This is a genomic window from Methylobacterium sp. J-088, assembly GCF_022829295.1.
Classification (GTDB): Bacteria; Pseudomonadota; Alphaproteobacteria; order Rhizobiales; family Beijerinckiaceae; genus Methylobacterium.
The window spans coordinates 1-23,543 of record NZ_JAKSYH010000131.1; the positions used below are offsets into that span (position 1 = coordinate 1).

Here is a 23,543-nt window from a genome sequence, read left to right on the forward strand (position 1 = left end):
CCGGACCTTGGCACTGGGTAGCATTATGGTGGAGGTGGACGTGCCAGTAGTGGTTCAAGCCGACCAACCGCTGGCTCAGCATCTCAAGACGCGATCTGCACACGCCCAGATGCGCCCATAGACACTCGATTAGGACGGTACGCAGACAAGCGGACATGGGGAGATCCCTTGGGCGAGGAACCCCTAAGTCCACCCCGGCGCGCAGGCCGACGCCACTGTGTCGTGTACCGTGCGCAGCGCGATCGGGCACGGCTCTCACGTTCAGAACGCAGCCCGCAGGCCGCCGAATATGCTGCGACCGCTTCCGGGATAAAACGCCGCCAAGGCTGCCGGGCTCCCGGACGTCCGAGCATTCGCCACCACGGCGATGTCCGACACATATCGGGCGTCCGTGAGATTGCGCGCATCGACGAACAGCGCGACGCCGTTCGCGAAGTCGATCCCGGCCTCGATGCCGAGCAACGCGTAGCCCGGCACCCTCAGGGTGTTGGCGTGGTCGGCGAAGGCACCCTCCGGAACCCAATCGACGGCCGGAGCGATGTGGAAGCCGCTCGGGTGGCGGTAATTCAGGACGGTGCGGAGCACGTCCGTGGGAATGCCGGCAATCCGACCGTTGCCGAAGACTGGATCGCGCACGAACCGAAAGTCGTTGTGGGTCCAGATCTGCGTCAGGCTCAGGGCGTCGTCGGAAGCTATGAAATCGCGGGCGAGATCGAGGGTCACGGCCGCCTCGACGCCCTGGTGGATCGAGCGCGGCGTGTTGAAGGTCGCGGCCGGGATGTTGAGTCCAGGATTGGTCGAGAAGTTGATGAGCTCGTCGCGCAGGTCCGACCGGTAGAGCGTCAGGTCGACGGCGAGGCGGTCGATCCGGCCGCGCGCACCCGCCTCGTAGGTCCAGGCGCGCTGGGCCCGGAGCGGCACGAAGGTGGTGTTCAGGAGATTCTGCTGCACGAGGTCGGAAAAATCCGGCACGTCGCGGGACCGGGCGATGTCGCCGAAAACCTGGATGTCGGGGTCGGGCTGCCAGAGCAGGCCGATCTTCGGGTTGATCCCCGCATAGGTCTGTTCTGCGAAGCGCGGGCGCAGGTTTCCGGGCAACCCGCCCTTGTCGCTGTAGGTGCGGTTCGACGAGAACGCCTTGGCGCCGGTCATCAGCGCCACGTCCGGCAGGAACCAGAACCGGTTCTCGCCATAGGCCTCGTAGTTCGACGCGCTCTGGAGCGCATTCAGCGTCTGGGCGCCCCGCTGGCCGCGGATGTTGACGAATTGCAGGGCCGAATTCTGACCCGCGAAGGCGCGCAGGCCCAGCACCACGTCGTCGCGAAAACCGCCCAGATCGAAGGTGCCGGCCCAATGCGGGCTGATCCCGTAGGTCCAGCCATCCTGATCGAGCGCCTGGAAGATCGGGTGGTAGAGGCTCTTGTGGATCGCCCAGGTGTCCACGTCGAGCTTGCCGACATCGAGCAGGAACGAGGTACGGTTGGCGATCCGCTCCGTCTCGACCTTGCGCGACTGGTTGCCGGTGATGGCGGTGGGATTGGCGAGCGTCGGCGTGGCGAGGCTCTGGCCGAGGGTCAGGCTGCCGGGCAGCTTCTGATCGGTCAGGTAGGTGCCGAGATAGAAGCGCGTCTCGATATCGGGGGCGATCCGGTAGCCGATATTGGCGTTGAAATTCTTGGTCGCCTGCGCCTCGTGGGCGCGAAACCCGTCCGAATTGGTCAGCGTCGCATTGACCAGCACGTCGAGCGGCCCGTCGATGCGGGACATCTGCGCCTGCTCGCGGATCGTGCCGAAGCTGCCGCCGTCGATGCGCAGGAGGTTGGGCGCGACCGCCGTGTAGGCGGTCGGTGTGACGAAATTGATCGCGCCGCCGAGCGTCGTCGCCCCGAAGGTCAGGGCATTGCCGCCCTTGTAGACCTCCACGGACCGCACGGCGAGCGGGTCGATTTGATAGAAGTCGCCGCTCCCGTCCGCGAGGTTGAACGGGATGCCATCTTGTAGGATTTCGAGCCCGCGCAGGTGGAAGTTGCGGGCGACGCCCGAGCCGCGCACCGACAGGCGCAACTCCTGGCCGTAGCGCTCCTGCACGTAGACGCCGGGCACGTCCTTGAGCACGTCGCGGATCGTGTTGATGTAGCGGTCCTGAAGCGTCGCGGCGTCCACGAACGCGACCGATCCGACCGTCTGGTAGAGCGCCGCACGCTGGCGATCGACGCTCGGCACGGAGAGCGAGCCGCGCGCCTCTCCCGGGAGCGGCCCTGTCGGCGTTGCGCTGCCGACGACGCTGAGTTCGGGGAGCGCCACGGCGGCGTTTTGAGCGAAGGCTGACGGGGGAATCGCGCAGGCGAGGAGCGACAAGGCGGCGCCGCGGCCGGCCCGGCTGGGGGAGGGCATGGACTCATATCCGTGTCTGAGGATCGGGGAGGGGCGATCGGATCAGACGACGGGGGGCGGGGCTCGGGCGTGGTGACCGGTTCGAGGGGGTGCCCGCGGCAGGGCGATGCGGGCCGGCCCTCTCTGGATGAGCACCGCTGGGCCGGCCACTGGCACGGCCTCGGCCGGCGCGGGGGCTGGGAGGGCTGCCGGGGCGGCGGCATGGCACGCGACGCAGCAAACCATCGGCCCGTGGGCCGGGATGTGCGGATCGTAAGGGCGCGATCCGTCGATGGGGCTGCTGGCCAAGCACAGGACGTGCTCCGGCCCCGCCGCGGCGGCCATCGCGAGGCCGCCGAGGACGCCCTGGAGCGCGAGCGCGTACAGGACGAGGATCGCCAGCACGCGCCGCACAGCCGGGATCAGCCGGGGCTGACGCCCCGGTGGTCCGGTCTCGCTGCCGTAGGATCGGGTGTGCACCTTGAGGCGCTCGTGACGGGCCGTTCGCGGCGCGCTGCTCCCTCAGGGTTGCTAGTGCTGGTGCTGATGCTGGCCGCTGGGCGCGGCCGCCCCGATCGGGGCCACCGAGAAGGTCACTGGCACGGTACCGGCCCGCTGGAAGGTGAGCGTCCCCGCGACGGTGTCGCCGGCCTTCGGCGCGCCGGTGAGGCCCTCGAACATCAGGTGATAGCCGCCGGGCTTCAACTCGACGGTCTCGCCGGGCTTGATGGTCAGGCCCTCGGAGACCGGTGCCATCTTCATGACACCGCCTTCCATCGACATGGAGTGGATGTCGCCCGACTTGGCGAAGGGCACCGCGGCCCCGGTCAGCACGTCCGGCGTGCTGCCGGTGTTGGTGATGCGCACGTAGCCGCCCGCCACCTTGGCGCCGTTCGGCGTGGCGCGCAGCCACGGCGTCTCGATCGTCAGGTCGCCGGCCTTGATGGGGGCCGCCTGCACGGGCGCCGCCTGGGCGGCCTGAACGATCCGGAAGGCGGGGGCCGCCGCCTTCAGGTCATGAGCATCCTGGCCGGGCTTCGGGATCTCGGACCAGGAATGGCTGCCCTCGGAGCAATCCTGCTGCACCGGCACGTAGATTGTCGCGCCGGGCTCGAACGTGTCGGCGACCTGCGCCAGGAAGGTGAACTCGTCGACTTGGTCGTCCGGCAGGGAACCGCCGCTCCACGTGATCGCCGTCACGCCCTCCGCGGCGGTGCCGTGATGGGTCGTGTAGGTCTTGGCGTAGGCGCCGCGGGTGGTCGCCAGCGTCCAGCCGGGCTTCGGCATCGGCTTGGCGCCGATCAGCCCCTCCGGGATGCTGACGCTGACCTTGATGGTGGGCTTGCCGTCGCAGCCGTGCATGATCTGGACGACGCCGCGATAGGACGCGCCGGGGCTCGCCTGCTTGCGCTCCAGCACCGCGTGGGCCTGCGCCGCAGAGGCGACGAGGCCGAGGCCGATCACGGCCGGAATGAGACTCTTCATGGGGATGCATCCGTTCTGAGGGATTCGTCGAGAAACGCTCGCTCAGGCGGATGGGGGGCCACGCGGTGATACGCTGCGGTCCGGCGGGGCGCGGGCGCCGATCCGGCTGACGGTCCGATAGGCGGGCTTACCACGGGCCTCGGCCGTCCAGGCCACGACGGTGGGCGCGACGCGGGACGGGAGTGCGGTGCCTGGGAACTGCGCCGCCGTGCAGCAATCGCCGTGGCCGTGCGCAGGCAGCCTGTCCGGCATCGTATCGGAGGCCGCATGCTGCGCGCACAGGCCGTCGGCCGCGGCCGGGAGCGGCATCAGACCGCCCAAGAAGACCTGAAGGACGACGGCGTAGAGCGCCAGAACGGCGATTGCGGCGCGCAGGGGCGCCGCGGGATCGCGGTCGCGTCGTCTCGATCTGGCCGAAGCGTGGTCCATGCTGCGCCCGTTCGCGGTCCGCTCCGAACCGCTATGGCATCCCTGCCACACCCGAGAGCCCGTGGCTGTTGCCAGGCTGCCGCATCCGAAGGCCGCGTGCGCTGGCGCACCGCGACGCCATATTCCGGCCCCTTCGATAGGGAGTCTTAAGCCACAACCCAACACCGTGACGGCCGAGACCATCTTCTCCCGCCACGATCCGAACGAACTCCGGACCAGAGCCAGCGACCGATGCGCAAGACGGCACACAACCGGTTCACGACATTCCTGAGCGTGGCCGCCCTCGGCGCCCTGGGAATCGGCACCGCCCAAGCCCGCGACCAGGGCAACTACGCCCAGGCCGAATGGGCGCAGGACTATGCCTCCCCCGCCGGCATGCAGGTGCAGCGCGAGACCGTGCCGATCCTCTCGCCCCAGACGGTGGCGGCGACCGAGCAGATGGTCGAGCGCTACAAGGACATCGTCACCCGCGGCGGCTGGCGGCCGGTCTCCGGTGCCGAGCACCTGCGGGTCGGCTCCCGCGGCCCGGCCGTGGCCGCCGTGCGCCAGCGCCTGATCGTCACCGGCGATCTCGATTCGGCGGCCGGTGGTTCGGGCGTGTACGATTCCTACGTCGCCGCCGGCGTGAAGCGCTTCCAGGCCCGCCACGGCCTCAGCCAGACCGGCACGATGAGCCTCGCTACCCAGCAGGCGATGAATGTGCCCGCCGACGTGCGCCTGCGCCAGCTCGAGACCAATGTGGTCCGCCTGCGCTCCTATTCGGGCGATCTCGGCCGCCGCTTCGTGATCACCAACATCCCGGCCGCGCTCGTCGAGACGGTCGAGAACGGTCAGGTCGTCACGCTCCACGCCGCGGGCGTCGGCAAGATCGACCGCCAGTCGCCGATCATGAACACCAAGGCGACGCAGATCAATTTCAACCCGACCTGGACGGTCCCGGCTTCCATCGTGAAGAAGGACCTGATCCCGAAGATGCAGAAGGATCCGAACTACCTGACGGACAACAAGATCCGCATCCTGGCCAACGGTCAGGAGGTCTCGCCGAAATCCGTGAACTGGTTCTCCGACGAGGGCACCCGCTTCACCTATCGGCAGGATTCGGGCGCCGACTTCAACTCGATGGGCATCGTGCGCATCAACATCCCGAACCCCTACGGCGTGTTCATGCACGACACGAACACCAAGGGCGTGTTCGGCGACGATTTCCGCTTCATCTCCTCGGGCTGCGTGCGCGTGCAGAACGTGCGCGAGTACATCACGTGGCTGTTGAAGGACACGCCCGGCTGGGATCGCCAGAAGGTCGAAGAGGCGATCGAGAGCGGCAAGCGCGTCGACGCCAACATCGCCCAGCCGGTGCCGGTCTACTGGACCTACATCACGGCGTGGTCGACCCCGGACGGGATCGTCCAGTTCCGCGACGACATCTACAAGCGCGATGGCGTCAACGTGCCCTCGACCATCGGCGCGCCGACCCCAGTCGCCAGCGCCGAGCCGATGCCGCAGAGCTTCGAGCCCGGCGACGAGGAGTAAGCGACCGGCCGATACGCTCGGTTCGGATCTTTCGAGGCCCGCATCTCCGCCGAGATGCGGGCCTCGCGCGTTTCCGAGGGTGTTTGTCATCCCCCGGTCAACTGCGTCTGCTTGGCCGCTTGAAACCACGTCTCGGTCGCGGCTTTGCCGGGCGGCGAAGCACGATTCTCTTCAGGAGTCCCGATGTCGCGCGAACCCATTCCCGGAGACGGACGCCTGACCCGCCGCGAGACCGTGGTCGGTCTCGCAGGTCTGGGCCTCGTTGCCGGACGTGCCGACGCGCAGGGCGCCGCGGAGGCGACCGGGAGCGTCGACGCTGTGGATGGGGCTGGCGGGGACCGGGCACCGCTGCCGGGGGTCCTCGTCTCCAACGGCCGGGAGATCGCGCGCACCGACGACCAGGGCCGCTACCGGCTGCCGATGCCCGGCGACGGCGCGGTCTTCGTGATCAAGCCCCCGGGCTATGCCCTGCCGCGGGACGCCGACAACGTGCCGCGCCATTCCTACATCCACCAGCCGGACGGCACCCCCGCAAGCGTGGGCCTGCGCTACCGGGGCGTAGCGCCGACCGGCCCCCTGCCGGCCTCGATCGACTTTACGCTGACCCGCGTCGACGAGCCCGCGGATTTCGACGTCGTCCTGTTCACCGATCCGCAGCCCGAGAGCCGGTTCGAACTCGACCACGTGCGCGACACCGCAATCGCCCGCGCCATGGCGATCCCCGCCGCCTTCGGCATGACCATGGGCGACGTGCTGTTCGACGATCTGTCACTCTACGGCCGCTCGAACCGCATCGTCGGCCGGATCGGCCTGCCCTGGTACAGCCTGCCGGGCAACCACGACCTCAACATGCAGTCGCCGGATGCCCGCTACAGCCGCGAAACCTGGAAGCGGGTGTTCGGTGCGCCGACCTACGCGTTCCGCCACGGGCGGGCGTGGTTCGTGATGCTCGACAATGTCGAGTGGCTGGGGCCGCCGGTGCCGGTGGGAGCCAACACCTACCGGGGCCGGATCGGCGAGCGCAGCCTGGCCTTCCTGCGCAACCTGCTGGCCGAAATTCCGCGGGACGACCTGATCGTGCTCGCCATGCACATCCCGCTCGTCACCGACACGACGCCCGACGATCCCCACGGCATCACCACCGACCGAACGGAACTCCTCGACCTGCTGGCGGGGCGCAAGGTGCTGAGTCTGGCCGGTCACACCCACACCACCGAGCACCACTACCCGGCCCAGGGGCACCATCATCACGTGCTGACCGCCGTGTCGGGCTCGTGGTGGAGCGGGCCCGATACGCGCACCGGCATCCCCTCGGCCGACAGCCGCGACGGCACGCCGAACGGCTTCCACCTCCTGTCGGTGCGCGGGACCGACTACACGACCCGCTACCTGCCGGCGCAGGGTCAGCCGGACGAGACGATGCGGATCCTGTTCGAGAGCGAGGCGCGGGCCGGCGCCGTGGAGGTGATCCGCCTGACCCGGCCGGTACGGGGACTCCGGCCGCCGGTCCCGCAGGATGCGCTCGCCGACACGAATCTGGTGGTGAACGTGTTCGATGGCGGCCCGCGCACGAACCTGGCGTTCCGGATCGGCGACCGGCCGGCTCAGGCGATGACCCGGACACGGCGAACCGATCCGTTCGTCGCGGAGCTCTTCGCCCGCTATCCCGAGACCAAGAAGAGCTGGGTGCAGGCCATACCCTCCACCCACATCTGGACGGCGCGGCTGCCCGACGACCTCGCGCCGGGTGCCCATCGCGTCACCGTGGAGGGGTCCGACGAGTACGGGCGCCCGATCCGCAGCGTCGCCGTACTGGAGGTTTTGGGCGAGCGCGCGGGCGGTTAGAGCGCACTCCGCCGAAGTGGACACCGGTTCGGCGCAACAGAGCGCGTCACGACAAGAGCTGAGAGCCGTGCCCGATTGCAACGCGCACGGTACACGACAGGGATGCCGCCTTCGCCGATTGATGCGCGGGTCCCCTCTCCCGTGCGGGCTTGCGGATTCACACATCTCTGCCGAACACCAAGGGCTTGAGAAACCCGCGCGTTTCCCCTCCCCCTCGCGGGGCTAACGGATGCACTTATCTTCCTTGGAGAGGCGAAAGCGGCTCAAGCGCCCCCCCTCCCCCGCAGAGGGGGGAGGGGGGCGCTTGAGCCATCTGGGCCGCCCCATTTGGCAACCGCACGATGATCCCGAACCCGATGTAGAATCCGCTAGCCCGCCCGGGAGAGGGGGCAGGTCGCGCCCCTCAAGGCTCGTCGGCGCGCGACTGTCGTGTTTTGTGTGCGACGCGATCGGGCACGGCTCCAGGCGCTTCCGATCCCGCCCATAGAGGAACTGCCGGGCGCCCGATCCGTTGGTCCCAATCCCGAACTGATAGGAGCCGCGTCATGGCCAATCCCGGCCTACCCGAGCCTACGCCCGGCGATCTGCCGCCGCCCCCGCCCATCCCCAATGAGGAGCCCGATATCGGCCCGACCGGACCGCGCACGCCCTATCCGGTGAACGATCCCGGCATCGGTGAGCCGGGTGGCCCGGGTTCCGAGCCCGACGTATTCCCGGGCGCGCCGACCGATCCCGGCACGCGCATGTGACGCGGGCGGTCAGTGGCCGCCGTGCGAGGTGCGAACGTCGCGCGGCGCGTTGAGGATCTCGGAGAGGCTCGTCACCACGTGGCGGGCCTCTTCGTCGGTCAGGCGTAGCTGGAACGGCGGCAGCGCGCCGGCCTGGAGCGCGACCACGGCCTGTCCCTCCTCGTCGGTGCCGACCTCGATCGCCGATGACGTGACGTCGAGCATCGCGATCTCCTCGTCGCCCATCTCGTCCCCCAGGTCGGGCTCGTCGGTGTCGTCGATCGCCGTAAGGAGCTGACCGACGGCGCGCACGAGGGCGCGGGCGGCCCGGGCATCCATCACCACCGCCGTCGCCTGATCGTCCTTCTGGAAGGACAGCTGGATGTTCGCACCGTCCAGCGAGACCGATATGCCTGCCATGTATCGTCCAGAGCCGCGCGCCGTAACTGTTTGCACGCACACCGTATATGCATCGCGGAGCCCCGAAATCACAGGGGGCCGTGCATCCCGGATGTGCGTTCCGCCCCAGCCTGCGACGCAGAAGATACGCAGCCGGCGCCTTGTTGCCGCCGCAGCGCTCGCCTAAATAGGTGTGTGGGGGGCTTACCCACCGAGGCTGACGCCGTTTTAGGTTCAGCGACTCGCGCCCCGCCACACTGGCCAAATCCAGAAAGACCGTGGTGCACCACGCGGCCCTCGCGCCGCGCCGGTGGCCTATGGACGAATGAGGTACACTACGTGAATACCGGTACTGTAAAGTGGTACAACGAAACCAAGGGCTACGGCTTCATCCAGCCTGACGATGGCGGCAAGGACGTGTTCGTCCACGTGTCGGCTGTCGAGCGCGCCGGAATGCGCAACCTGATCGAAGGTCAGCGGGTCACTTACGAGATCCTGACCGACAAGCGCAGCGGCAAGGACGCCGCGGGCAACCTTCAGGCGGCCTGATCCCTCGGCGGATCCGACCCTGCCCGCGTGATGCGCATGACGCGACGGGGGCCTCGGTAAGGACCGCGAGCCGGCCGCAAGATGCGGCTCCCCCTTCCGACGCTACCGATCCGGACAAGACCGTCCGGGAGCAGGTCGCACCGGAGGCAACATCCCAGAAACGATGCCGGATCAAGCAAACATCCGGTCCAGAAAAGATCAGAAAAGAAAAGACGTTTATGTTATTCGAGTACACACGCCGCCGCGGCCTTCGTTCCCCCGTGACCGATGCCCCGACCTTCCGGGTCGGCAAGCTCGCCGAAGCGCGGAACGCGGACCAGACCGGAGCTGACATCAGTTATCTGATCGACCGCTCTTACAATTACCATTCCCCACGCGAGCTGCATTGGCATCTCGCCGACCGCCTCGGGCTCGCCCCGACTGCGGTTACGCTCCGCGAAGCGCAGGCGAACTGAGGCGCGCTCAGCGATCCCAGCTCAGCGGCCCCAGGCCGCGAGTACGGGATCACGCAGGGCCGCCGGGACCGCGAGCAGTTCGTTGTGGACCGGATCGGCCCGGTTGTATGGGGTGGCTACGCCATCGAGGTCGCAGACGATCCCCCCGGCCTCGCGCAGGATCAGATCTGCGGCCGCGAGATCCCAATCCCGGGCATGGCCCGAGATCATGCCCACATCGACACTCCCCTCCGCCACCCGCGCGAGCCGCAGGGCGAGCGACGGGATCCGTGCGATCACCGTGAAGTCCGGGTTCGGCCCGGCGCCCCGCGCCAAGCGGTCGAGCATCGGCTTCGGGCCAGTGACGCGTGCCCCTGGCAAGTCCTGCCGCGCATCCACACGGATCGATGCTTCGTTCCGGGTCGCGCCGCGTCCGCGCACAGCCTCGTAATCGACTTCCAGCGCCGGCGCGTGCACGAAGCCGATCAGCGGCTCGCCGTCGGCGAGCAGCGCGACCGCGATCGACCAATCCGGGTGGCCCGACAGGAACGCCCGGGTCCCGTCGATCGGATCCACGATCCAGACGAGGTCGTGGCCGAGGCGCGCTGGGTCGTCGGCAGTCTCCTCCGACAGCCACGCCGCCCGCGGGACGAGCGCGCTCAGGCGGACCTTCAGGAAGGCGTCCACCGCGACGTCAGCCTCGGTCACCGGTGAGCCACCAGCCTTCGACCAGATCCGCGCGGTGGTGTTGCCGCCGAGCCGAAAGTATGGCCGCGCGATGTCGGCGGCCTCGCGCATGACGGCGCGCAACTCCGGCATCAAGGCGGATACGGCGTCGTCGGTGAGGGGCTCGGGCATCGTGCTCCGCGTAGACATTGTGGGGGCCCAGGGGCCTGTCGCGCCGTCCACCCGGTCGCGCGGATGGCTTTGCGTTCGGGCTGAGAGGATAGGGCACGGAGTATCGCACGCCCGACCCTCCCGTTGTACGGCGCCGCCCGCACCGCCACAAGGATGCTGGTTGATCAATCGATAACGAACAATCCGCGCAAGGAACTGTTGAGCATTCAAGGAAGCATTGAGCATTCCACAAATGACAGCCCTGTCCAGAATCGCTTAACGACGGCTCTTAAGCGGTGCGGAGGAGTTCGGGTGCGATTTTGCTTGGCATAACGGACGGCCCGGCAGCGGCCGCCACTTGCCCCAGGGACTCGGACCGATGAACACTTCCCCGTACACGGACGAACGTCGCGCAGGACATTGCATGCCGGTTGCCGAGGGCACGCTTCATCTCACGGCCTCGCCGCTCCCGGTGATCGGCCGCATCCCGGGCGCCCGTCGCGCCGCCGGGATCGCGCTGGCCTACGCCGTCGAGGAAGCCGAGATGGCCGGGGCCGATCGGTTCAGCCTGATCCTGGTCGACGCCGCGGGCGGGGAACTGCACCGGCTCGGCTGCTTCGACGAGGATGACGTCGTCGCTATCTGGCGCGACATCGCGGCGCGCGCCGGACTGGTGCGGATGATCGTCCGCGAGGATGGCGTGCTCCAGCCTGTCACCGAGCAGATCGGCCGCCTGATCCTCGGCCGGGTCCGGATTCGTCGGCGCCACGCCGGGCTTGGCGGTCGCCGCCCGCGCTTCCTCGCTCGCCGCAAGACCGGCCGGTTGCCGGCGCGGCCGCAGATCTATCGCGGCGAGAACGAAATCATCGCCCGGACCTGATCGGCGCGGCGCATTACGCGAGGGTGCGCAGCAGCGCGTCGGCTGTGAAGCCCGCGAATAGGATCAGGCCCGCATCGCGGTTCGAGCGGAACAGGGTCAGCGCCCCGCGCCCGTCACGCTCCCGCAGGGACAGGACCTGCCAGGCGAGATGCCCGGCGAAGGCCGCCACACCCAGGAAACCTACGGGTCCCGCCCCGGCCCGCCATGCCGCCAGCGCCACCAGCGCGGCTGCCAGCGCGTAGCAGAGGCCGACCGCGCCGCGGACATGCTGGCCGAACAGGCGGGCGGACGAGCGGATCCCGGCCATCTCGTCGTCCTCGATGTCCTGGACCGCGTAGATCGTGTCGTAGCCGACGATCCAGAACCACGCCCCCGCGTAGAGCAGCAGCGGCGATGCATCGAGGCGCGCGAATACCGCCGCCCAGCCCATCAGCGCACCCCAAGCGAAGGCCAGCCCCAGCACGCCCTGGGGCAGCGGCATGATGCGCTTCATGAACGGGTAGATCGCGACCGGCAGCAGCGAGCACAGCCCGATCAGGATCGCCTGCTCGTTGAATTGCAAGAGTACCGCGAGCCCCACCAGGGCCTGGACCACAAGGAACAGGGCCGCGTGGCGCGGCCGGATCTGACCGGAGGGGAGGGGGCGCAGCCGTGTGCGCTCGACCTGCGCGTCGAGGTCGCGGTCGGCGATGTCGTTGTAGGTCGAGCCCGCTCCGCGCATCGCCACCGCGCCGATCAGGAACAGCAGGCAGTGCCAGGGATCGGGAAAGGCTTGGTCCGCCGCGATCGCGGCCAGCGCGGCCGACCACCAGCACGGGAGCAGAAGCAGCCACCAACCCACCGGCCGGTCGATCCGCGCGAGTCGGAGATAGGGGCGCCAGGATCGCGGAGCGAGCCGCTCGACCCAATGGCCCGAGACCGCATCGGCCGGACGTCGATCCTCGATCACGACACCGCCCGTCGGCTGCCCGCTCATCGGCCGGATCTCCGGGCGTCCCGCATGTCGATCCCCCCGCCGTCGCGGAGGAAGAATTCGCGTCGGATCCGCAACCCCTTAGAGCCGTGCCCGATCGTGTTGCAATCGGGCGCGGCTCTCGGATCTCGCATTGACGCGCTCTTTCGTGCCGAATGGGCGACAAATTCGGTGAAGAGCGCGCGCGACGCTCTTACAGCGCGCCCTGCGGCAGCTTGAAGCTGCCGGTCAGGCCCGGACCGCCGAGCAGGCCGCCGCCCTGGCCGCTGGCCTGAGCCGAGGCCTGCGCGCGGGCCTGGGCCTCCATCTTGGTCGCCTGGGCGGCCACGCTGCAGATCTTGGTGCGGATGCCGCTGACCTTCATGTGGTCGGCCTTGAAGCCCTCCGCGAAGGAATCGGGGATCGAGCACCATTCCTTGTTGGCGGTGATCCACTTCATGCCCTCGGCACCGTTGGACTGGAGCCGTCCGAACAGGGCGCAGGCCTCCTGCGGGGTCATCTTCTTCTTCGTCTGCGAGGCCGCGTTCGCCTTGCTGACCAGCGCCTTGCGCTCGGCCAGGGTCTTCTGGATCGCGCCGCATTCCGGTGCAGCGCTCTGCGCGGAGGCTGCCGTGCCGACCATCACGGTGCCGACCAGCACCGCCGCTCCCAGACTCAACCGCCCCTTCACCATCCCGCAACTCCCTCGACGCCCCTGCCGAATCCGCGTGCGGCCGGCCCAATTCCGTATTGATGGGTTCGCCATAGGAATGTGGCGTCAATCGAGCGACAAACCGGCTCTCCCAGACGACTATGCGTCGAAAGCCGAAAAGCCGCGGTCGTAACCCTTTGGCAACACTTTCGTCGGCGCCTCCGGCGTTGACAGGGTCGAGTCGCCTTGCGACCACGCCGGCATGCCGGCCTACGATTTCACCGCCCCGCGCCTCCACGTCGCGGCCGACCTTGCCGAGGGTGTGAGCCTGCCGCTCGAACGGGCGCAGGCGAACTATCTGCTGAACGTCCTGCGCCGGGGGCCGGACGACCCCGTTCTGGTCTTCAACGGCCGCGACGGCGAGTGGCGGGCCCATCTGATCCAGACGGGACGGAAGGGCGCCGACCTGCGCGTCGCCGTGCAGACCCGCCCGCAGCCTGCGCCCGCCGATCTCCATTACCTGTTCGCCCCGCTGAAAAGCGCACGCCTGGATTATCTCGCGCAGAAGGCGGTCGAGATGGGGGCCGGTACGATCCGGCCGGTGATCACCCGCTATACGCAAGGTGACCGGGTCAACATGGACCGCCTGCGTGCCAACGCGGTCGAGGCCGCGGAGCAGTGCGGCATCCTGGCGATCCCGGACTGTCCGGATCCCGAGCGGCTCGCCGACGTGCTGGAAGACCTCGATCCCGAGCGGCTCGTCGTGTTCTGCGACGAGGACGCGCCGGTGCGCGACCCGGTGAAGGCGCTCGCGGCCGCAGCCGATCCCGAGGCGCCGCCGCCGCTCGCCGTGCTGGTCGGGCCGGAGGGCGGCTTCTCAGACGAGGAACGGGTCCTGATCCGGGCCCGGCCCAACACAGTCGCCCTGTCGCTCGGCCCGCGGATCCTGCGGGCCGACACCGCAGCGGTCGCGGTGCTGGCCCTGGTCCAGGCCGTGCTCGGTGACGCGCGGTGATGGACGCGACGGCCAAATTTCATGTGTGCCCGCGCACATCGGGGCGTGGCGGCGTCTGATTGTTTCCGCAGTACGGACGTGTTCGCGCATGTCGGTCCACGGCGCCGCGTTGTGGGTTCTCGGCGCCTCGACTATGTGCGTGAACGGACGCCGCCTGCGCCGCGCCCTTGTCGGGGTCGGGGGCGGGCGTCCGCCCGGACCCCGTTCGCCGGTGGGGGAACCGGACGGACCCGTCGGAGCAACCCGGCGCGCTCATCCCAGGCTCAGGTCAGACGCACGGACGGGTGGCGCATGGCGCGCGACAGCAACGACAGCACGCCGATTACCTCGCGTGCCGAACTGATCGAATGGTTCGCGGCCGGCGAGAAGCCACGCGCGCGATTCGCCATTGGGACCGAGCACGAGAAGATCCCGTTCTACCGGGACAACCGGGCGCCCGTGCCGTACGACGGGGACCGGGGCATCAAAGCCCTTCTGGAGGGCCTCGCTCGCGAGACGGGCTGGGAGCCGATCCTCGACATGGGCCACATCATCGGCCTCGCGGCCGAGGAGGGCGGGGCGATCTCGATCGAGCCCGGCGGGCAGTTCGAGCTGTCCGGCGCGGCCCTGCCGGACGTCCACGGCACCGCGGCGGAACTCGCGACCCACCTCGCGGCCACCAAGCGGGTGGCCGATCCCCTGGGCATCGAATTCCTGACCCTCGGCATGAGCCCGAAATGGCGCCGGGACGAGACCCCGGTTATGCCCAAGAGCCGCTACAAGATCATGGCGTCCTACATGCCGAAGGTCGGATCGCTGGGCCTCGACATGATGCTGCGCACCGCCACCGTGCAGGTGAATCTCGATTTCGCCTCCGAGGCCGACATGGTGCGCAAGATGCGCGCCTCCCTGGCGCTACAGCCAGTCGCCACCGCGCTCTTCGCCAACTCGCCGTTCACCGACGGGCGGCCGAACGGGTTTCTGTCCCGCCGCTCCGAGATCTGGCGCGATACCGATCCCGACCGCACCGGCATGCTGCCCTTCGCGTTCGAGCCCGGGTTCGGCTACGAGGCCTACGCCGACTGGCTGCTCGACATGCCGATGTACTTCGTCAAGCGCGGCGACACCTACCACGACGTGTCGGGTGCCTCGTTCCGCGACTTGATGGCTGGCAAGCTGCCGCAGCTCCAGGGCGAGTACGCCACGGTGGCGGATTGGGCCAACCATGCCTCGACCGCCTTCCCCGAGGTGCGGCTCAAGCGCTTCCTCGAAATGCGCGGGGCCGATGTCGGCGATCCCGGCATGATCGCCGCTCAAGCGGCCTTCTGGGCCGGGCTACTCTATGACGAATCGGCCCTCGACGCCGCCCTGGACCTCGTGAAGGGCTGGAATGCGGCCAACCGCGAGGCTGCACGGGCCACGGCGCCGCGGCTCGGCTTGGCCACCCCGGTGGCCCACACGACGCTGGGCGCGGTCGCCGCCGAGGCCCTGGCCATTGCACGGTCCGGCCTGCGCGCGCGCAGCCGCCGCGACGCCGAGGGTCGCGACGAGACGATATATCTTCAGCCGCTGGAAGCCATCGTGGCGGCCGGCCGGACCCGGGCCGACGATCTGCTCGCCGATTATGAGGGCCGCTGGGGCGCCTGCGTGCGCGCGACCTTCTCGGAATGCGTGTTTTAAGGCTGCGTTGACGTTGCGAACGCGCCAGCGCGACGCAAGCCCGAAGCGTAATGATGGACCATTCCGAAGCATGCCGTCATGCGCAGGAGAGTGTTCCATGATTCGCTACGCCGCCGCCCTGCTGGCCGGGATGGTATCCCTGTCGGTCAGCGCCGGTCCGAGCTTCGCCGCCGATCCGCCGCAGTATCGCGCAGGACCAAATATGGGCCGCCGCATCGCCGGCCCGCCGCCGGGGCCGACCCGGCCACCATTCTACAGCTACTACGGTGAGTACCAGTACCCGGTGCCGTTCGGGTACGGCTACGCCTACGCGCCGACGCGCTCCCACGGTTTCGAGTACGGCTATTATGGGCCCCGCTACGCGTGGTCCGACCCGGATTGGTATGACGGGCCCGCCTTCAGCCATCCCGAATGGTGAGCGGAACCGGTTCGCCGAAGCGGTGAGGTCTGGGGCGTTCTCCGCCGAAGTGGATACAGGTTCGGCGCAAGAGAGCGCGTTAAAATGACGGCTTCGGGCCGCGCACGATTGCAAGGCGAATGGGCGCAGCCCTAAGACGCTCGCAATCGGGATCGGGATCGGGATCGGGGGCGTGCCGCGTGCAAGACGAGACGAATAGCGTCGATCTCGATCTCAGCGGCCTGAAATGTCCGCTCCCCGTCCTGCACACCCGCAAGGCGCTGCGCCGGCTGGCCGCAGGGAGGATTCTCGTCGTTACCTGCACCGATCCCCTGGCGATGATCGATATCCCGAATCTCGTCCGCGAGGAGGGCGCCCGGCTCGACGCGGCGGAGCGGCACGGTGATCGCCTGTGCTTCCGTATCGCGCGTTCCGCGATGCCGCCGCATTCCTGAACGATCCGTCAGACTTTCCAGGGACGGGATGAAACCGGCATGGCACCACGGATCGGGGGCGTGCGCCTCGTGCACGACGGCTGGGCCCGTTTCCTCGTGGCCGAAGTCATCCAGGAGGATGGGACCCGCATGACGCGGGAAATCGAGGATCACGGCCGGGCGGTCGCAGTCCTGCCGTACGATCCGGATCGGCGGGTCGCCACGCTGGTCTCGCAGTTCCGGGCGCCGGTTCTCTTTTCCGACGGTCCGCCGACCCACATGGAGGTTCCGGCGGGCCTGCTCGACGAGGGCGCGGCCGAGGATGAAGCCCGGCGCGAGGCCATGGAGGAGACGGGCCTGCGCCTGAGCCAACTCGACCCCATCGCGAGCGCTTGGTCGATGCCGGGGATTTCCACCGAGCGGATGGACCTGTTCCTGGCCGCCTACGGGGCCGACGACCGGGCGGGGACCGGCGGCGGTCTGGCCTCGGAGGGCGAGGCGGTCACGGTCCACGAGATCCCGCTCCGGGAACTGGCCGCCATGGGCCGGGACGGTCGGCTCACCGACATGAAGTCGCTGGTGCTCCTCTACGCGCTTCAATTGCGGCGGCCCGACCTGTTTTGAGGTTCGGGGCGGCGGCGCCTGCCGGGCTCTCGAGGTGGCCGTGCCTGGTGCTTCAGCTCCCCTCGGGGGAGAGCAGAACGCGGTTGTATCCGGACGCTCAGCTTCCGGAAACGGCCCCCGAGGAGACGGATCCGTTCAACCCCCGCGATCCACCAGCCGGCCTCGGGCAACGATGCCGATGAAGCGCCAGGACTTGATGAAGTAGCGCCGAAACAGACGTCGCGGTGCCTGAAGGAAGCGGAAGATCCATTCGAGGCCCAGGCGCTGCATCAGCCCCGGGGCGCGTGTCAGGTACCCCGCCGCCACGTTCAGCGCGTCGCCGATGCAGAACACCACCGGGTTGCCGAGCTTGGCCCGGTGCCGGTCGATCCAGATCTCGGACTTCGGTGCCCCGACGCCCATCACCAGCAGCGTTGTCCCGTGGGCCCGGATCTGCGCCGCGAGGGCTGCGCTGTAGTCCGGATCGGCCTCAAAGCCGAAGGGCGGAACCGCGCTCGCCACCGCCCCATCCGGAAGGCCCCTGTCCCGCAGCCGGGCCGCGAGCGCGTCCGCCGCGTCCTGGCGGGCAGAGACCAGGAAGATCCGCCGGGCGAAGGCGGGCGGATCGGCCATCACGCAGCCCATCAGGTCGTGACCGGTCACCCGGTGGACCGGCCGGCGGCAGGCCGCCCGCGCCAGCCAGACCAGCGGCATCCCATCGAGTGTCCGGGCGGCCGCCCGGCTGTAGGCGCCGCGAAAGGCCGTGTCCGTGCTGAGCTGGACGATGTGATCGACATTGGCGGTCACGATCATCCGAGGGCCGTCGTCCGGCCGGGCCGCCACCGCGGCCACGATGGATTCGGCGCTGCCGGTCTGGAAGCGCAGGTCGAACAGCTCGACAGTTGCGCCGGGCAGGGCCGAGCCGGGGAGCAGGGCGGTGGGCGACCGTGCGCTACGCACCTCCCGTGGAAGCGGGTCCGCCGCTTCCAGATTGAGTCCGAGCCGCCCGAGATTACGCATCGGCGGCTCGGAAGCTCGCGGCCGGGCGCGGCGCGGCACGCTGCGAACGGCGACGGTCGCTGTCGGCGCCGAGCATAAGGGCGATGCCGCCGCCCATGAGCAGACCGAGCACCAGGGCCAGCGGCAGCACGATCTTCGGCGACGGCGGGAAGGTCCGCTGGCGGGCGGGCGTCGCCACCGAGATGATCCGCACGTTGGTGGTGTTGAGCCGCTCCTGCTCGCTCGCCTCGCGGGCGCGCTTCAGGTAGGCCTCGTAGACGCCCCGGCGGGCTTCGAGCGTCCGCTCCAGCTCGCGCAGGCCGACATAGGCCCGGTCGCTCGACACCGTCTCGGTCTTGACCCGGTCGAGGCTCCCCCGGATCGCGGCCTCGCTGGCGGCGGCCCGGTCGTAATCCTTCTGGGTGGTGTCGATGATCCGCTCCTTCTCACGCTGGATCAGGCGCTGAAGGTCACGCTGCTGGGCGTATTGCTCGGCCATGGCCGGATGACGCTCGCCGAGCCGGGTCGCCAGCTCGGCGGTGTTGCGGGACAGCGTGGCGTATTGCTGACGCAGCGCCTGCATCTCCAGCGATTGCAGCATCTCGGGCAGGGCGGTGCTCGGATCCGACGAGCGCATCTTGCGCGCCTGATCGAGCCGCTCCTTCGCTTCCGCGGTCTTGATCGCGGCGGTGACGAGCTGCTGATTCAAGTCGCCGAGCTGCTGATCGGTGAGCAACCGCCCGCTCGACGCCACGAGCTTGTGATCCTCGCGATAGCGCACGACCGCACCCTCGGCCTGCTCGACGTCCCGCTTGAGGCTGGCGAGGCGGCCCGCGAGGGCATCCGAGGCGCGGCGGGCGGTGTCGGTCCGGGCCGAGGCCTCCTCGGCGAAGTAGGCATTGCCGATGGCGTTGGCGATCTGCGCGGCCTTCTCGGGATCGCGGGACTGGACGGAGACATCGATCACGAAGGTCCGCTCGGCCCGCCGGACGCTGAGCCGGTTCTGGAGCGTATCGAGGGCGATGTTGACCGGGTTCCGGCTTCCGGGTGGCGGCAGCATGCCGAGCGCGCCCTTGATCCAGTTCAGCGTCGGGCTGTCGCCGTCCGGCAGCACGAATTCCTCGTCCTGATCGAGGTGCAGCCGCGCGATCACCCGGCGGAGCACGTTGTCGGACTGGATCACCCGCACTTGGCTCTCGGCGATCGAGACGCCGCTGTCGGCCTGCGGTTGACGGGCGTTCACGTCGTTCTCGACGACCCGCAGATCGCTCGGATCCACGAGGATCTGGATGCTGGACGTGTAGCGCGGCGGGAGCAGGCCGAGCACCGCGATCGCGACCGCGACCATGAACAGGGTGCTCAGCACGATGAAGCTGCGGCCGCGCCACAGGCGTCGCAGCATTACCTTCGGGTCGTTGCGGGGCGTGACCTCCGGAAGCACAATCCGGATGGGTTGCTCACCACTTATTCGTGTCGAGAAGTCGAACATACGCCTCGCTCCCTGACCCTCTGAGACGGATCGGTCGTCCACCGTCCCGGTCGTCTGTCCCCGTTCCGATCAGCTTCGTACCGATTCGGGACAGGACCCCGCCGTGGGCAGTGTCTTCGATGGTACGGCAGCAATCGGTGTACCGCTAAAGTAATCTCACCTTGAACCGTCCGCGGCGACTGAAAGCCTGTAGATGACGTGGTGAGAGACGACGTAAACTGCCGCACCTTTATGGCGATCAAAGCCGCGGGGCCGCCGGGGACTACGTACGGACCTCACACGTCGCCGTGATCGGCGACGATCGAGGCCGGGGCAGAATAGGCCGCGGCGTCGCCTGCGAGGAACCGGCGGAAGCGCACTCCGTCCTCGGCCGCCGCCGCATTCCAGCGTGCCACGTTGGTCCGGCTGAGTTCGGCCGCGCCGATCAGGCCGCCCGCGGCGATCCAATCCATCAGCGTTCGGGCCGCCGCGTCCGGCGCCTCTGGCCGGATCAGCAGGCCGGAGCGACCCAGAACCTCGCGGAACACCGCGTCGTCCGGCGCCACCACCGGCAGGCCGCCATGCTGCACCTCCAGCAGCGGCAGGCCGAGCCCCTCCGCCTTCGAGGTCGACACCAGGACATGGCACGCCGCCGCGAGGCCGCGCAGTTCGGCGTCCGACAGATAGCCGTGCCGATGCAGGAACGGTGGCGGATCGTCCAGGAAGCCGTGACGGCCCCAGCCGATCCGGCCGACGAGATGCAGTTCCGCTTGGATCCCGGCGCGGTTCAGCGCCGCCGTGAGGGCCAGGGCGGCCGGGTAGTTCTTCCGCGGCTCGATGGTCCCGATGGCGAGGAGGCGCAGCGTGTCGCCCGGCCCGTAGGGAGCCGGCCCCGGCAGGTCGCCGAGGCCGAACGCGTCGCGCACCGGCGGGCGAAGCAGCGCGACGCGGGCGCGCGGCGCGCAGACGGCGCGCACGGCCACGCCGGTGGTCCGGCTGTTGACGAACAGGTTCGGGCACCAGCGCAGGGCCAGGGCGAAGCTCGGGCTCATGTAGAGCCGGCTGCGCAGGCTGAGATCCTCCGGCCGGGTGAGGAGGAAGGTGTCATGCACGTAGAGCAGGCAGCGCTCGGCCGCCAATGCACAGAGCGGGCCCGGCGGAAAGCCCGGGAACAGGAACAGCGCGTCCCGGTCCCGAAGAGCATGCAGGGGCAGCGCGAGGTGCTGCGCGGCGATCATGCCCGGCAGCGATCGGCTGGTGATGGCCCGGACCGCGTGCGGCGCCAGCGTGTCCGGGGCGAACAGGTCGAGGGTGACCCGCTCGATCCCGGTGACATGGCCGCGCAGATGGGATTGGTCGAGGTAGATCCGCCGGATCCGGCCGGCGGTCGCGTCGTCGGGCCGCACCGTCATGGCAGGCTCCGGCGCAGGCGACCCGCGAGGTAGAGGCAGCGGCGCACGAGGAGGGGCATCCGGCGCCCGAGAACCATCTGCTTGGCACGCCGCAGGCGGCGCACGAGGGGCCGCGAGGCCGCCGGCACGGTCCCGGCGGCGCCCGCCTGCCGTGCGGCCGCGAAGGGGAAGTGACCGAGCATTGCGGGCGCGAAATGCGGTCCTGCCGCCGCATCCCGGAGCCCGTGCCGCCGGAAGACCGCCTCCAGCGACAGGGCGGCAGCGCCCGGGCTGTAGCGACTCTCCAGGGCGATGCGCGCGAAGGCGCCGAGCCGGGCGCGCGTCTCCGGATCATCCACCAGCGCCGCCAGGGCCTCGGCGAGGGCGCCGGGTCTCACGGGGACAAGGCGACCCGACACGCCGTCGATCACCGAGGAGGTCAGGCCGGAGGTGCGGTAGGCCAGGGTCGGCACGCCGCACAGGCCGGCCTCGATCGGCGTCTGCCCGAGGGTCTCGTGACGGCTGGCAGTGACGTGCAGATCGCACGCGCCGTACCACGCGGCCAGCGTCTCCTCGTCGGCGATCAGACCCGGCGCGAACAGGTTGGCGAGCCCGAGCCGCGCGGGATTGTCGAGCCGGCCGATCGCCACCACACCCACCCCCGGCCGCGCCACGGCTTGAAGCGCGGCGCGCAGGTCGTCGAAACCCTTATCGGGCCCATCGACGATCACGGCGGAAATCAGGATCAACACGTCGTCGGGCGGCAGGCCGAGTCGGCGGCGCAACGCCGCGCGATCGCCTGGGCGGAACACGGCGGTCGGGAAGGCGAGCCGGATCGGCTCCGCCACGGCGCCGGGGGGCGCGAGGTCCCGGGCGTGCGCCAGCGTCCAGTCGGAATTCGCGAGCATCCATGGACCTGCGGGGCCGGCCAGCGCCGTGCGCTTGCGGGCATGCATGTCGGCGATCCGGCCGGGGGCGAGTTGCGGGTATTCGTCCGGACACGGGCAGGCGGCATCGCAGCCGAGCGCGGCACGGCCGCATTCGCGGGGGTGGCAGCACCGGCCGGTCAGCGGGAACAGGTCGTGCAGCACGAGGGCGACCGGACCACGCCGGCTGAGGCGGGCGACCACGTCGAGGCTGCGGGTCGCCCCGTGCAGGTTGCCGACGAGGACGAGATCGGGTGCAGATGCCGCGATTTCTGCCTCGGCCTGCGGGAAGGTGTCGGTCCACTCGGCCGCCTCGGGGCGGTCGCTCAGTGCGACCGGGGTGAGACGGTGGCCCGCGAGGGCGAGCGCTTCGGCGAGGCGCCGCTGCGCCACGCCGGCCCCGCCCTGCGTCCCGGTTCCCGTCAGCGAGACGATGGACAGGCCGCGTGGTGGTATCGCGGTCGCCGCGAGCCTGTGGAGCAGGACCGGGCGGCCGATGGAGTGGCGGGCGTCTTCCGGGATTGCGAACCATATCGCGGCGTCGTCGAACAGCCCGTCGGCGTCGATCATTGCGGTCGCGTCGAGGCATCCGCGTGCCCAAAGCACGGAGCCGCTCATGGAGGCGGTCCCCCCCGGTCCCGCCGCGAAAGCCGGGCCGTCGAGGCCCTGGACCTCCGTGTCGAACAGGACGCGCAGGCCCGCCACCGCGTCGGCCCCCGTCAGCGCCGCATCCAAAGCGAGGGCGATCAACGCGCCGGGGGCGAGGAGATCGCCGGCATCGAGCCAGAGCAGATGATCGACGGTCGGATCGGCCAGGATCCGCGCGACGGCCGGGCCGGCGTCTCCGGTCGTGACCAGATCGTGCCGGACCTCGGGGTAGTCCTGGCGCAGCACCGAGGCGACGGTCTCACCAAGCTCCGCTCCAACCCGTACCACGGTGACGACGCGGATCCGGGGCCAAGGCCGCCCGTCGGGCAGCGAGGCGGGCCGGGCAGCGCCTGTGACGGCCGGGCCGAACGGCCAGCCGGCGATGCCGTGGGCAGGCGGCGAGGGGGGAGAGGCGTCGGGCAAGGCGGCTCGGGCGGCGCGGGTATCGTCTCCGGCCGCACCCTGAACGCGAATGTTGAAGATTGCTTCTCGCAGTTCTTCTCGGGTGAGGGCGTTCCGCTGTCGGGACGCCGCGTGTCGGGCTTCCACGTGGATTCGGGCCGGACCCGCCTCCATCCGGCCGATCCGGGCGGCGGCCGGGTACCCGCTTTCGCGGATGCGGGCCAGGATCGCGTCCGCCCGGCCGGCCGCACAGGTCCCGGAGATCTTTGGATCGGTGAGCAGGTGGCGTCGCCGCTCCGGACGATTGGCGGGCAGGTCGATTTCGGCGCCGATCGCGGCCCGGTTTCGGTGTGAAGCGCCGGTGACGAAGCGCTGCTGCGCCAGCGCCGCCGCCCACGGCAGCGCATCGGCCGCGAGCCGGAAGGTCAAGCCGGCGTCCCGGGCGAGTTCGAGGCCGTGGCCGAGGATGCCGCGAAGCCGGTCACGTCTGTGAGCGCGTGCACGGCGG

The 23,543-nt window shown here is 69.6% G+C and carries 23 protein-coding genes; 11 read left to right on the forward strand and 12 right to left on the reverse strand.

Annotation, left to right across the window (positions count from 1 at the left end; translation table 11 throughout):
- Nucleotides 1-261 precede the first annotated feature (261 nt).
- Genes MKK63_RS13740 through MKK63_RS13755 form a run of 4 tightly spaced genes read right to left on the reverse strand, consistent with a single transcriptional unit; the run spans nt 262 to nt 4,287 of the window.
- Nucleotides 262-2,394: a TonB-dependent receptor family protein gene (locus MKK63_RS13740; protein WP_244002580.1), complete on the reverse strand. Its 2,133-nt coding sequence runs from the start codon at nt 2,392-2,394 to the stop codon at nt 262-264.
- Nucleotides 2,395-2,436: 42 nt separating this feature from the next.
- Nucleotides 2,437-2,853: a hypothetical protein gene (locus MKK63_RS13745; RefSeq protein ID WP_244002582.1), complete on the reverse strand. Its 417-nt coding sequence runs from the start codon at nt 2,851-2,853 to the stop codon at nt 2,437-2,439.
- 51 nt (nt 2,854-2,904) lie between these two features.
- The gene (locus MKK63_RS13750; protein ID WP_244002583.1) at nt 2,905-3,858 is read right to left on the reverse strand and encodes a DUF1775 domain-containing protein; all 954 of its coding nucleotides are present in this window, start codon (nt 3,856-3,858) and stop codon (nt 2,905-2,907) included.
- Between the two features lie 42 nt (nt 3,859-3,900).
- Complete coding sequence (locus MKK63_RS13755) at nt 3,901-4,287, reverse strand: hypothetical protein (protein WP_244002585.1); 387 nt, start codon at nt 4,285-4,287, stop codon at nt 3,901-3,903.
- Between the two features lie 231 nt (nt 4,288-4,518).
- Between MKK63_RS13755 and MKK63_RS13760 the strand changes: the two genes are divergently transcribed.
- The 3 genes from MKK63_RS13760 to MKK63_RS13770 all read left to right on the forward strand — a co-directional run bounded on the left by MKK63_RS13760 (nt 4,519) and on the right by MKK63_RS13770 (nt 8,411).
- On the forward strand, nt 4,519-5,817 hold the full coding sequence (locus MKK63_RS13760; protein ID WP_244002587.1) for a murein L,D-transpeptidase: 1,299 nt from the start codon (nt 4,519-4,521) through the stop codon (nt 5,815-5,817).
- 183 nt (nt 5,818-6,000) lie between these two features.
- A complete protein-coding gene (locus tag MKK63_RS13765; protein WP_244002589.1) occupies nt 6,001-7,662 on the forward strand; it encodes a calcineurin-like phosphoesterase C-terminal domain-containing protein in 1,662 nt (553 codons plus the stop codon).
- Between the two features lie 545 nt (nt 7,663-8,207).
- Nucleotides 8,208-8,411 (forward strand): hypothetical protein, encoded by a 204-nt coding sequence (locus MKK63_RS13770; protein ID WP_244002591.1) that lies wholly within the window; start codon nt 8,208-8,210, stop codon nt 8,409-8,411.
- A 9-nt stretch (nt 8,412-8,420) separates the two neighbouring features.
- Here the strand turns inward: MKK63_RS13770 and MKK63_RS13775 are convergent, their stop codons facing one another.
- Nucleotides 8,421-8,810, reverse strand: coding sequence for a hypothetical protein (locus tag MKK63_RS13775; protein ID WP_244002593.1), 390 nt, complete (start codon nt 8,808-8,810; stop codon nt 8,421-8,423).
- Between the two features lie 318 nt (nt 8,811-9,128).
- On the opposite strand from MKK63_RS13775, the gene MKK63_RS13780 reads away from it, so the two are divergent.
- Both MKK63_RS13780 and MKK63_RS13785 read left to right on the forward strand, forming a co-directional pair.
- Nucleotides 9,129-9,338 carry a cold-shock protein gene (locus MKK63_RS13780; RefSeq protein ID WP_243916163.1) on the forward strand — a complete coding sequence of 70 codons (210 nt, stop codon included), beginning with the start codon at nt 9,129-9,131 and terminating at the stop codon, nt 9,336-9,338.
- Between the two features lie 218 nt (nt 9,339-9,556).
- Nucleotides 9,557-9,793, forward strand: a complete 237-nt coding sequence (locus MKK63_RS13785) for an AsnC family transcriptional regulator (protein WP_244002595.1) — start codon at nt 9,557-9,559, stop codon at nt 9,791-9,793.
- Nucleotides 9,794-9,814: 21 nt separating this feature from the next.
- Here MKK63_RS13785 and MKK63_RS13790 read toward each other — a convergent pair whose 3' ends face one another.
- Complete coding sequence (locus MKK63_RS13790) at nt 9,815-10,630, reverse strand: inositol monophosphatase family protein (protein WP_244002597.1); 816 nt, start codon at nt 10,628-10,630, stop codon at nt 9,815-9,817.
- A 403-nt stretch (nt 10,631-11,033) separates the two neighbouring features.
- Between MKK63_RS13790 and MKK63_RS13795 the strand changes: the two genes are divergently transcribed.
- Nucleotides 11,034-11,489, forward strand: coding sequence for a DUF6101 family protein (locus tag MKK63_RS13795; protein ID WP_244002599.1), 456 nt, complete (start codon nt 11,034-11,036; stop codon nt 11,487-11,489).
- Between the two features lie 13 nt (nt 11,490-11,502).
- Here the strand turns inward: MKK63_RS13795 and ubiA are convergent, their stop codons facing one another.
- Together ubiA and MKK63_RS13805 are read right to left on the reverse strand one after the other, a co-directional pair.
- Nucleotides 11,503-12,465: a 4-hydroxybenzoate octaprenyltransferase gene (gene ubiA / locus MKK63_RS13800; RefSeq protein ID WP_244002601.1), complete on the reverse strand. Its 963-nt coding sequence runs from the start codon at nt 12,463-12,465 to the stop codon at nt 11,503-11,505.
- 190 nt (nt 12,466-12,655) lie between these two features.
- Nucleotides 12,656-13,135 (reverse strand): hypothetical protein, encoded by a 480-nt coding sequence (locus tag MKK63_RS13805; RefSeq protein WP_244002603.1) that lies wholly within the window; start codon nt 13,133-13,135, stop codon nt 12,656-12,658.
- A gap of 220 nt (nt 13,136-13,355) precedes the next feature.
- Here MKK63_RS13805 and MKK63_RS13810 point away from each other — a divergent pair, with 220 nt between their 5' ends.
- The 5 genes from MKK63_RS13810 to MKK63_RS13830 all read left to right on the forward strand — a co-directional run bounded on the left by MKK63_RS13810 (nt 13,356) and on the right by MKK63_RS13830 (nt 17,222).
- Nucleotides 13,356-14,108, forward strand: a complete 753-nt coding sequence (locus MKK63_RS13810; protein ID WP_244002605.1) for a 16S rRNA (uracil(1498)-N(3))-methyltransferase — start codon at nt 13,356-13,358, stop codon at nt 14,106-14,108.
- A gap of 291 nt (nt 14,109-14,399) precedes the next feature.
- Nucleotides 14,400-15,767, forward strand: a complete 1,368-nt coding sequence (locus MKK63_RS13815) for a glutamate--cysteine ligase (protein WP_244002607.1) — start codon at nt 14,400-14,402, stop codon at nt 15,765-15,767.
- A 97-nt stretch (nt 15,768-15,864) separates the two neighbouring features.
- Complete coding sequence (locus MKK63_RS13820; RefSeq protein WP_244002609.1) at nt 15,865-16,185, forward strand: hypothetical protein; 321 nt, start codon at nt 15,865-15,867, stop codon at nt 16,183-16,185.
- 179 nt (nt 16,186-16,364) lie between these two features.
- Nucleotides 16,365-16,619, forward strand: coding sequence for a sulfurtransferase TusA family protein (locus tag MKK63_RS13825; RefSeq protein WP_244002611.1), 255 nt, complete (start codon nt 16,365-16,367; stop codon nt 16,617-16,619).
- A gap of 39 nt (nt 16,620-16,658) precedes the next feature.
- Entirely contained in the window at nt 16,659-17,222 is a 564-nt protein-coding gene (locus tag MKK63_RS13830) for an NUDIX domain-containing protein (protein WP_244002613.1), read from the forward strand.
- Between the two features lie 135 nt (nt 17,223-17,357).
- On the opposite strand, the gene MKK63_RS13835 is transcribed toward MKK63_RS13830, so the two are convergent.
- The 4 genes from MKK63_RS13835 to MKK63_RS13850 all read right to left on the reverse strand — a co-directional run bounded on the left by MKK63_RS13835 (nt 17,358) and on the right by MKK63_RS13850 (nt 23,464).
- A complete protein-coding gene (locus MKK63_RS13835) occupies nt 17,358-18,221 on the reverse strand; it encodes a WecB/TagA/CpsF family glycosyltransferase (protein WP_244002615.1) in 864 nt (287 codons plus the stop codon).
- Entirely contained in the window at nt 18,214-19,602 is a 1,389-nt protein-coding gene (locus MKK63_RS13840; RefSeq protein ID WP_244002617.1) for a GumC family protein, read from the reverse strand. The genes MKK63_RS13835 and MKK63_RS13840 overlap by 8 nt, the downstream gene beginning before the upstream one ends.
- Before the next feature lie 362 nt (nt 19,603-19,964).
- Nucleotides 19,965-21,080 (reverse strand): glycosyltransferase, encoded by a 1,116-nt coding sequence (locus tag MKK63_RS13845; protein WP_244002619.1) that lies wholly within the window; start codon nt 21,078-21,080, stop codon nt 19,965-19,967.
- Nucleotides 21,077-23,464 (reverse strand): glycosyltransferase, encoded by a 2,388-nt coding sequence (locus MKK63_RS13850; RefSeq protein WP_244002621.1) that lies wholly within the window; start codon nt 23,462-23,464, stop codon nt 21,077-21,079. Before MKK63_RS13850 ends, MKK63_RS13845 begins: the two co-directional genes overlap by 4 nt.
- Nucleotides 23,465-23,543 lie beyond the last annotated feature (79 nt).

Excerpts from the sequence above, each read along its gene's own strand:
- MKK63_RS13740 (WP_244002580.1), bottom strand. The coding sequence starts at position 2,394 with ATGCCCTCCCCCAGCCGGGCCGGCCGCGGCGCCGCCTTGTCGCTCCTC.
- MKK63_RS13750 (WP_244002583.1), bottom strand. The coding sequence starts at position 3,858 with ATGAAGAGTCTCATTCCGGCCGTGATCGGCCTCGGCCTCGTCGCCTCT.
- MKK63_RS13755 (WP_244002585.1), bottom strand. The coding sequence starts at position 4,287 with ATGGACCACGCTTCGGCCAGATCGAGACGACGCGACCGCGATCCCGCG.
- MKK63_RS13760 (WP_244002587.1), top strand. The coding sequence starts at position 4,519 with ATGCGCAAGACGGCACACAACCGGTTCACGACATTCCTGAGCGTGGCC.
- MKK63_RS13765 (WP_244002589.1), top strand. The coding sequence starts at position 6,001 with ATGTCGCGCGAACCCATTCCCGGAGACGGACGCCTGACCCGCCGCGAG.
- MKK63_RS13770 (WP_244002591.1), top strand. The coding sequence starts at position 8,208 with ATGGCCAATCCCGGCCTACCCGAGCCTACGCCCGGCGATCTGCCGCCG.
- MKK63_RS13775 (WP_244002593.1), bottom strand. The coding sequence starts at position 8,810 with ATGGCAGGCATATCGGTCTCGCTGGACGGTGCGAACATCCAGCTGTCC.
- MKK63_RS13785 (WP_244002595.1), top strand. The coding sequence starts at position 9,557 with ATGTTATTCGAGTACACACGCCGCCGCGGCCTTCGTTCCCCCGTGACC.
- MKK63_RS13790 (WP_244002597.1), bottom strand. The coding sequence starts at position 10,630 with ATGCCCGAGCCCCTCACCGACGACGCCGTATCCGCCTTGATGCCGGAG.
- MKK63_RS13795 (WP_244002599.1), top strand. The coding sequence starts at position 11,034 with ATGCCGGTTGCCGAGGGCACGCTTCATCTCACGGCCTCGCCGCTCCCG.
- ubiA (WP_244002601.1), bottom strand. The coding sequence starts at position 12,465 with ATGAGCGGGCAGCCGACGGGCGGTGTCGTGATCGAGGATCGACGTCCG.
- MKK63_RS13805 (WP_244002603.1), bottom strand. The coding sequence starts at position 13,135 with ATGGTGAAGGGGCGGTTGAGTCTGGGAGCGGCGGTGCTGGTCGGCACC.
- MKK63_RS13810 (WP_244002605.1), top strand. The coding sequence starts at position 13,356 with ATGCCGGCCTACGATTTCACCGCCCCGCGCCTCCACGTCGCGGCCGAC.
- MKK63_RS13815 (WP_244002607.1), top strand. The coding sequence starts at position 14,400 with ATGGCGCGCGACAGCAACGACAGCACGCCGATTACCTCGCGTGCCGAA.
- MKK63_RS13820 (WP_244002609.1), top strand. The coding sequence starts at position 15,865 with ATGATTCGCTACGCCGCCGCCCTGCTGGCCGGGATGGTATCCCTGTCG.
- MKK63_RS13830 (WP_244002613.1), top strand. The coding sequence starts at position 16,659 with ATGGCACCACGGATCGGGGGCGTGCGCCTCGTGCACGACGGCTGGGCC.
- MKK63_RS13835 (WP_244002615.1), bottom strand. The coding sequence starts at position 18,221 with ATGCGTAATCTCGGGCGGCTCGGACTCAATCTGGAAGCGGCGGACCCG.
- MKK63_RS13840 (WP_244002617.1), bottom strand. The coding sequence starts at position 19,602 with ATGCTGCGACGCCTGTGGCGCGGCCGCAGCTTCATCGTGCTGAGCACC.
- MKK63_RS13845 (WP_244002619.1), bottom strand. The coding sequence starts at position 21,080 with ATGACGGTGCGGCCCGACGACGCGACCGCCGGCCGGATCCGGCGGATC.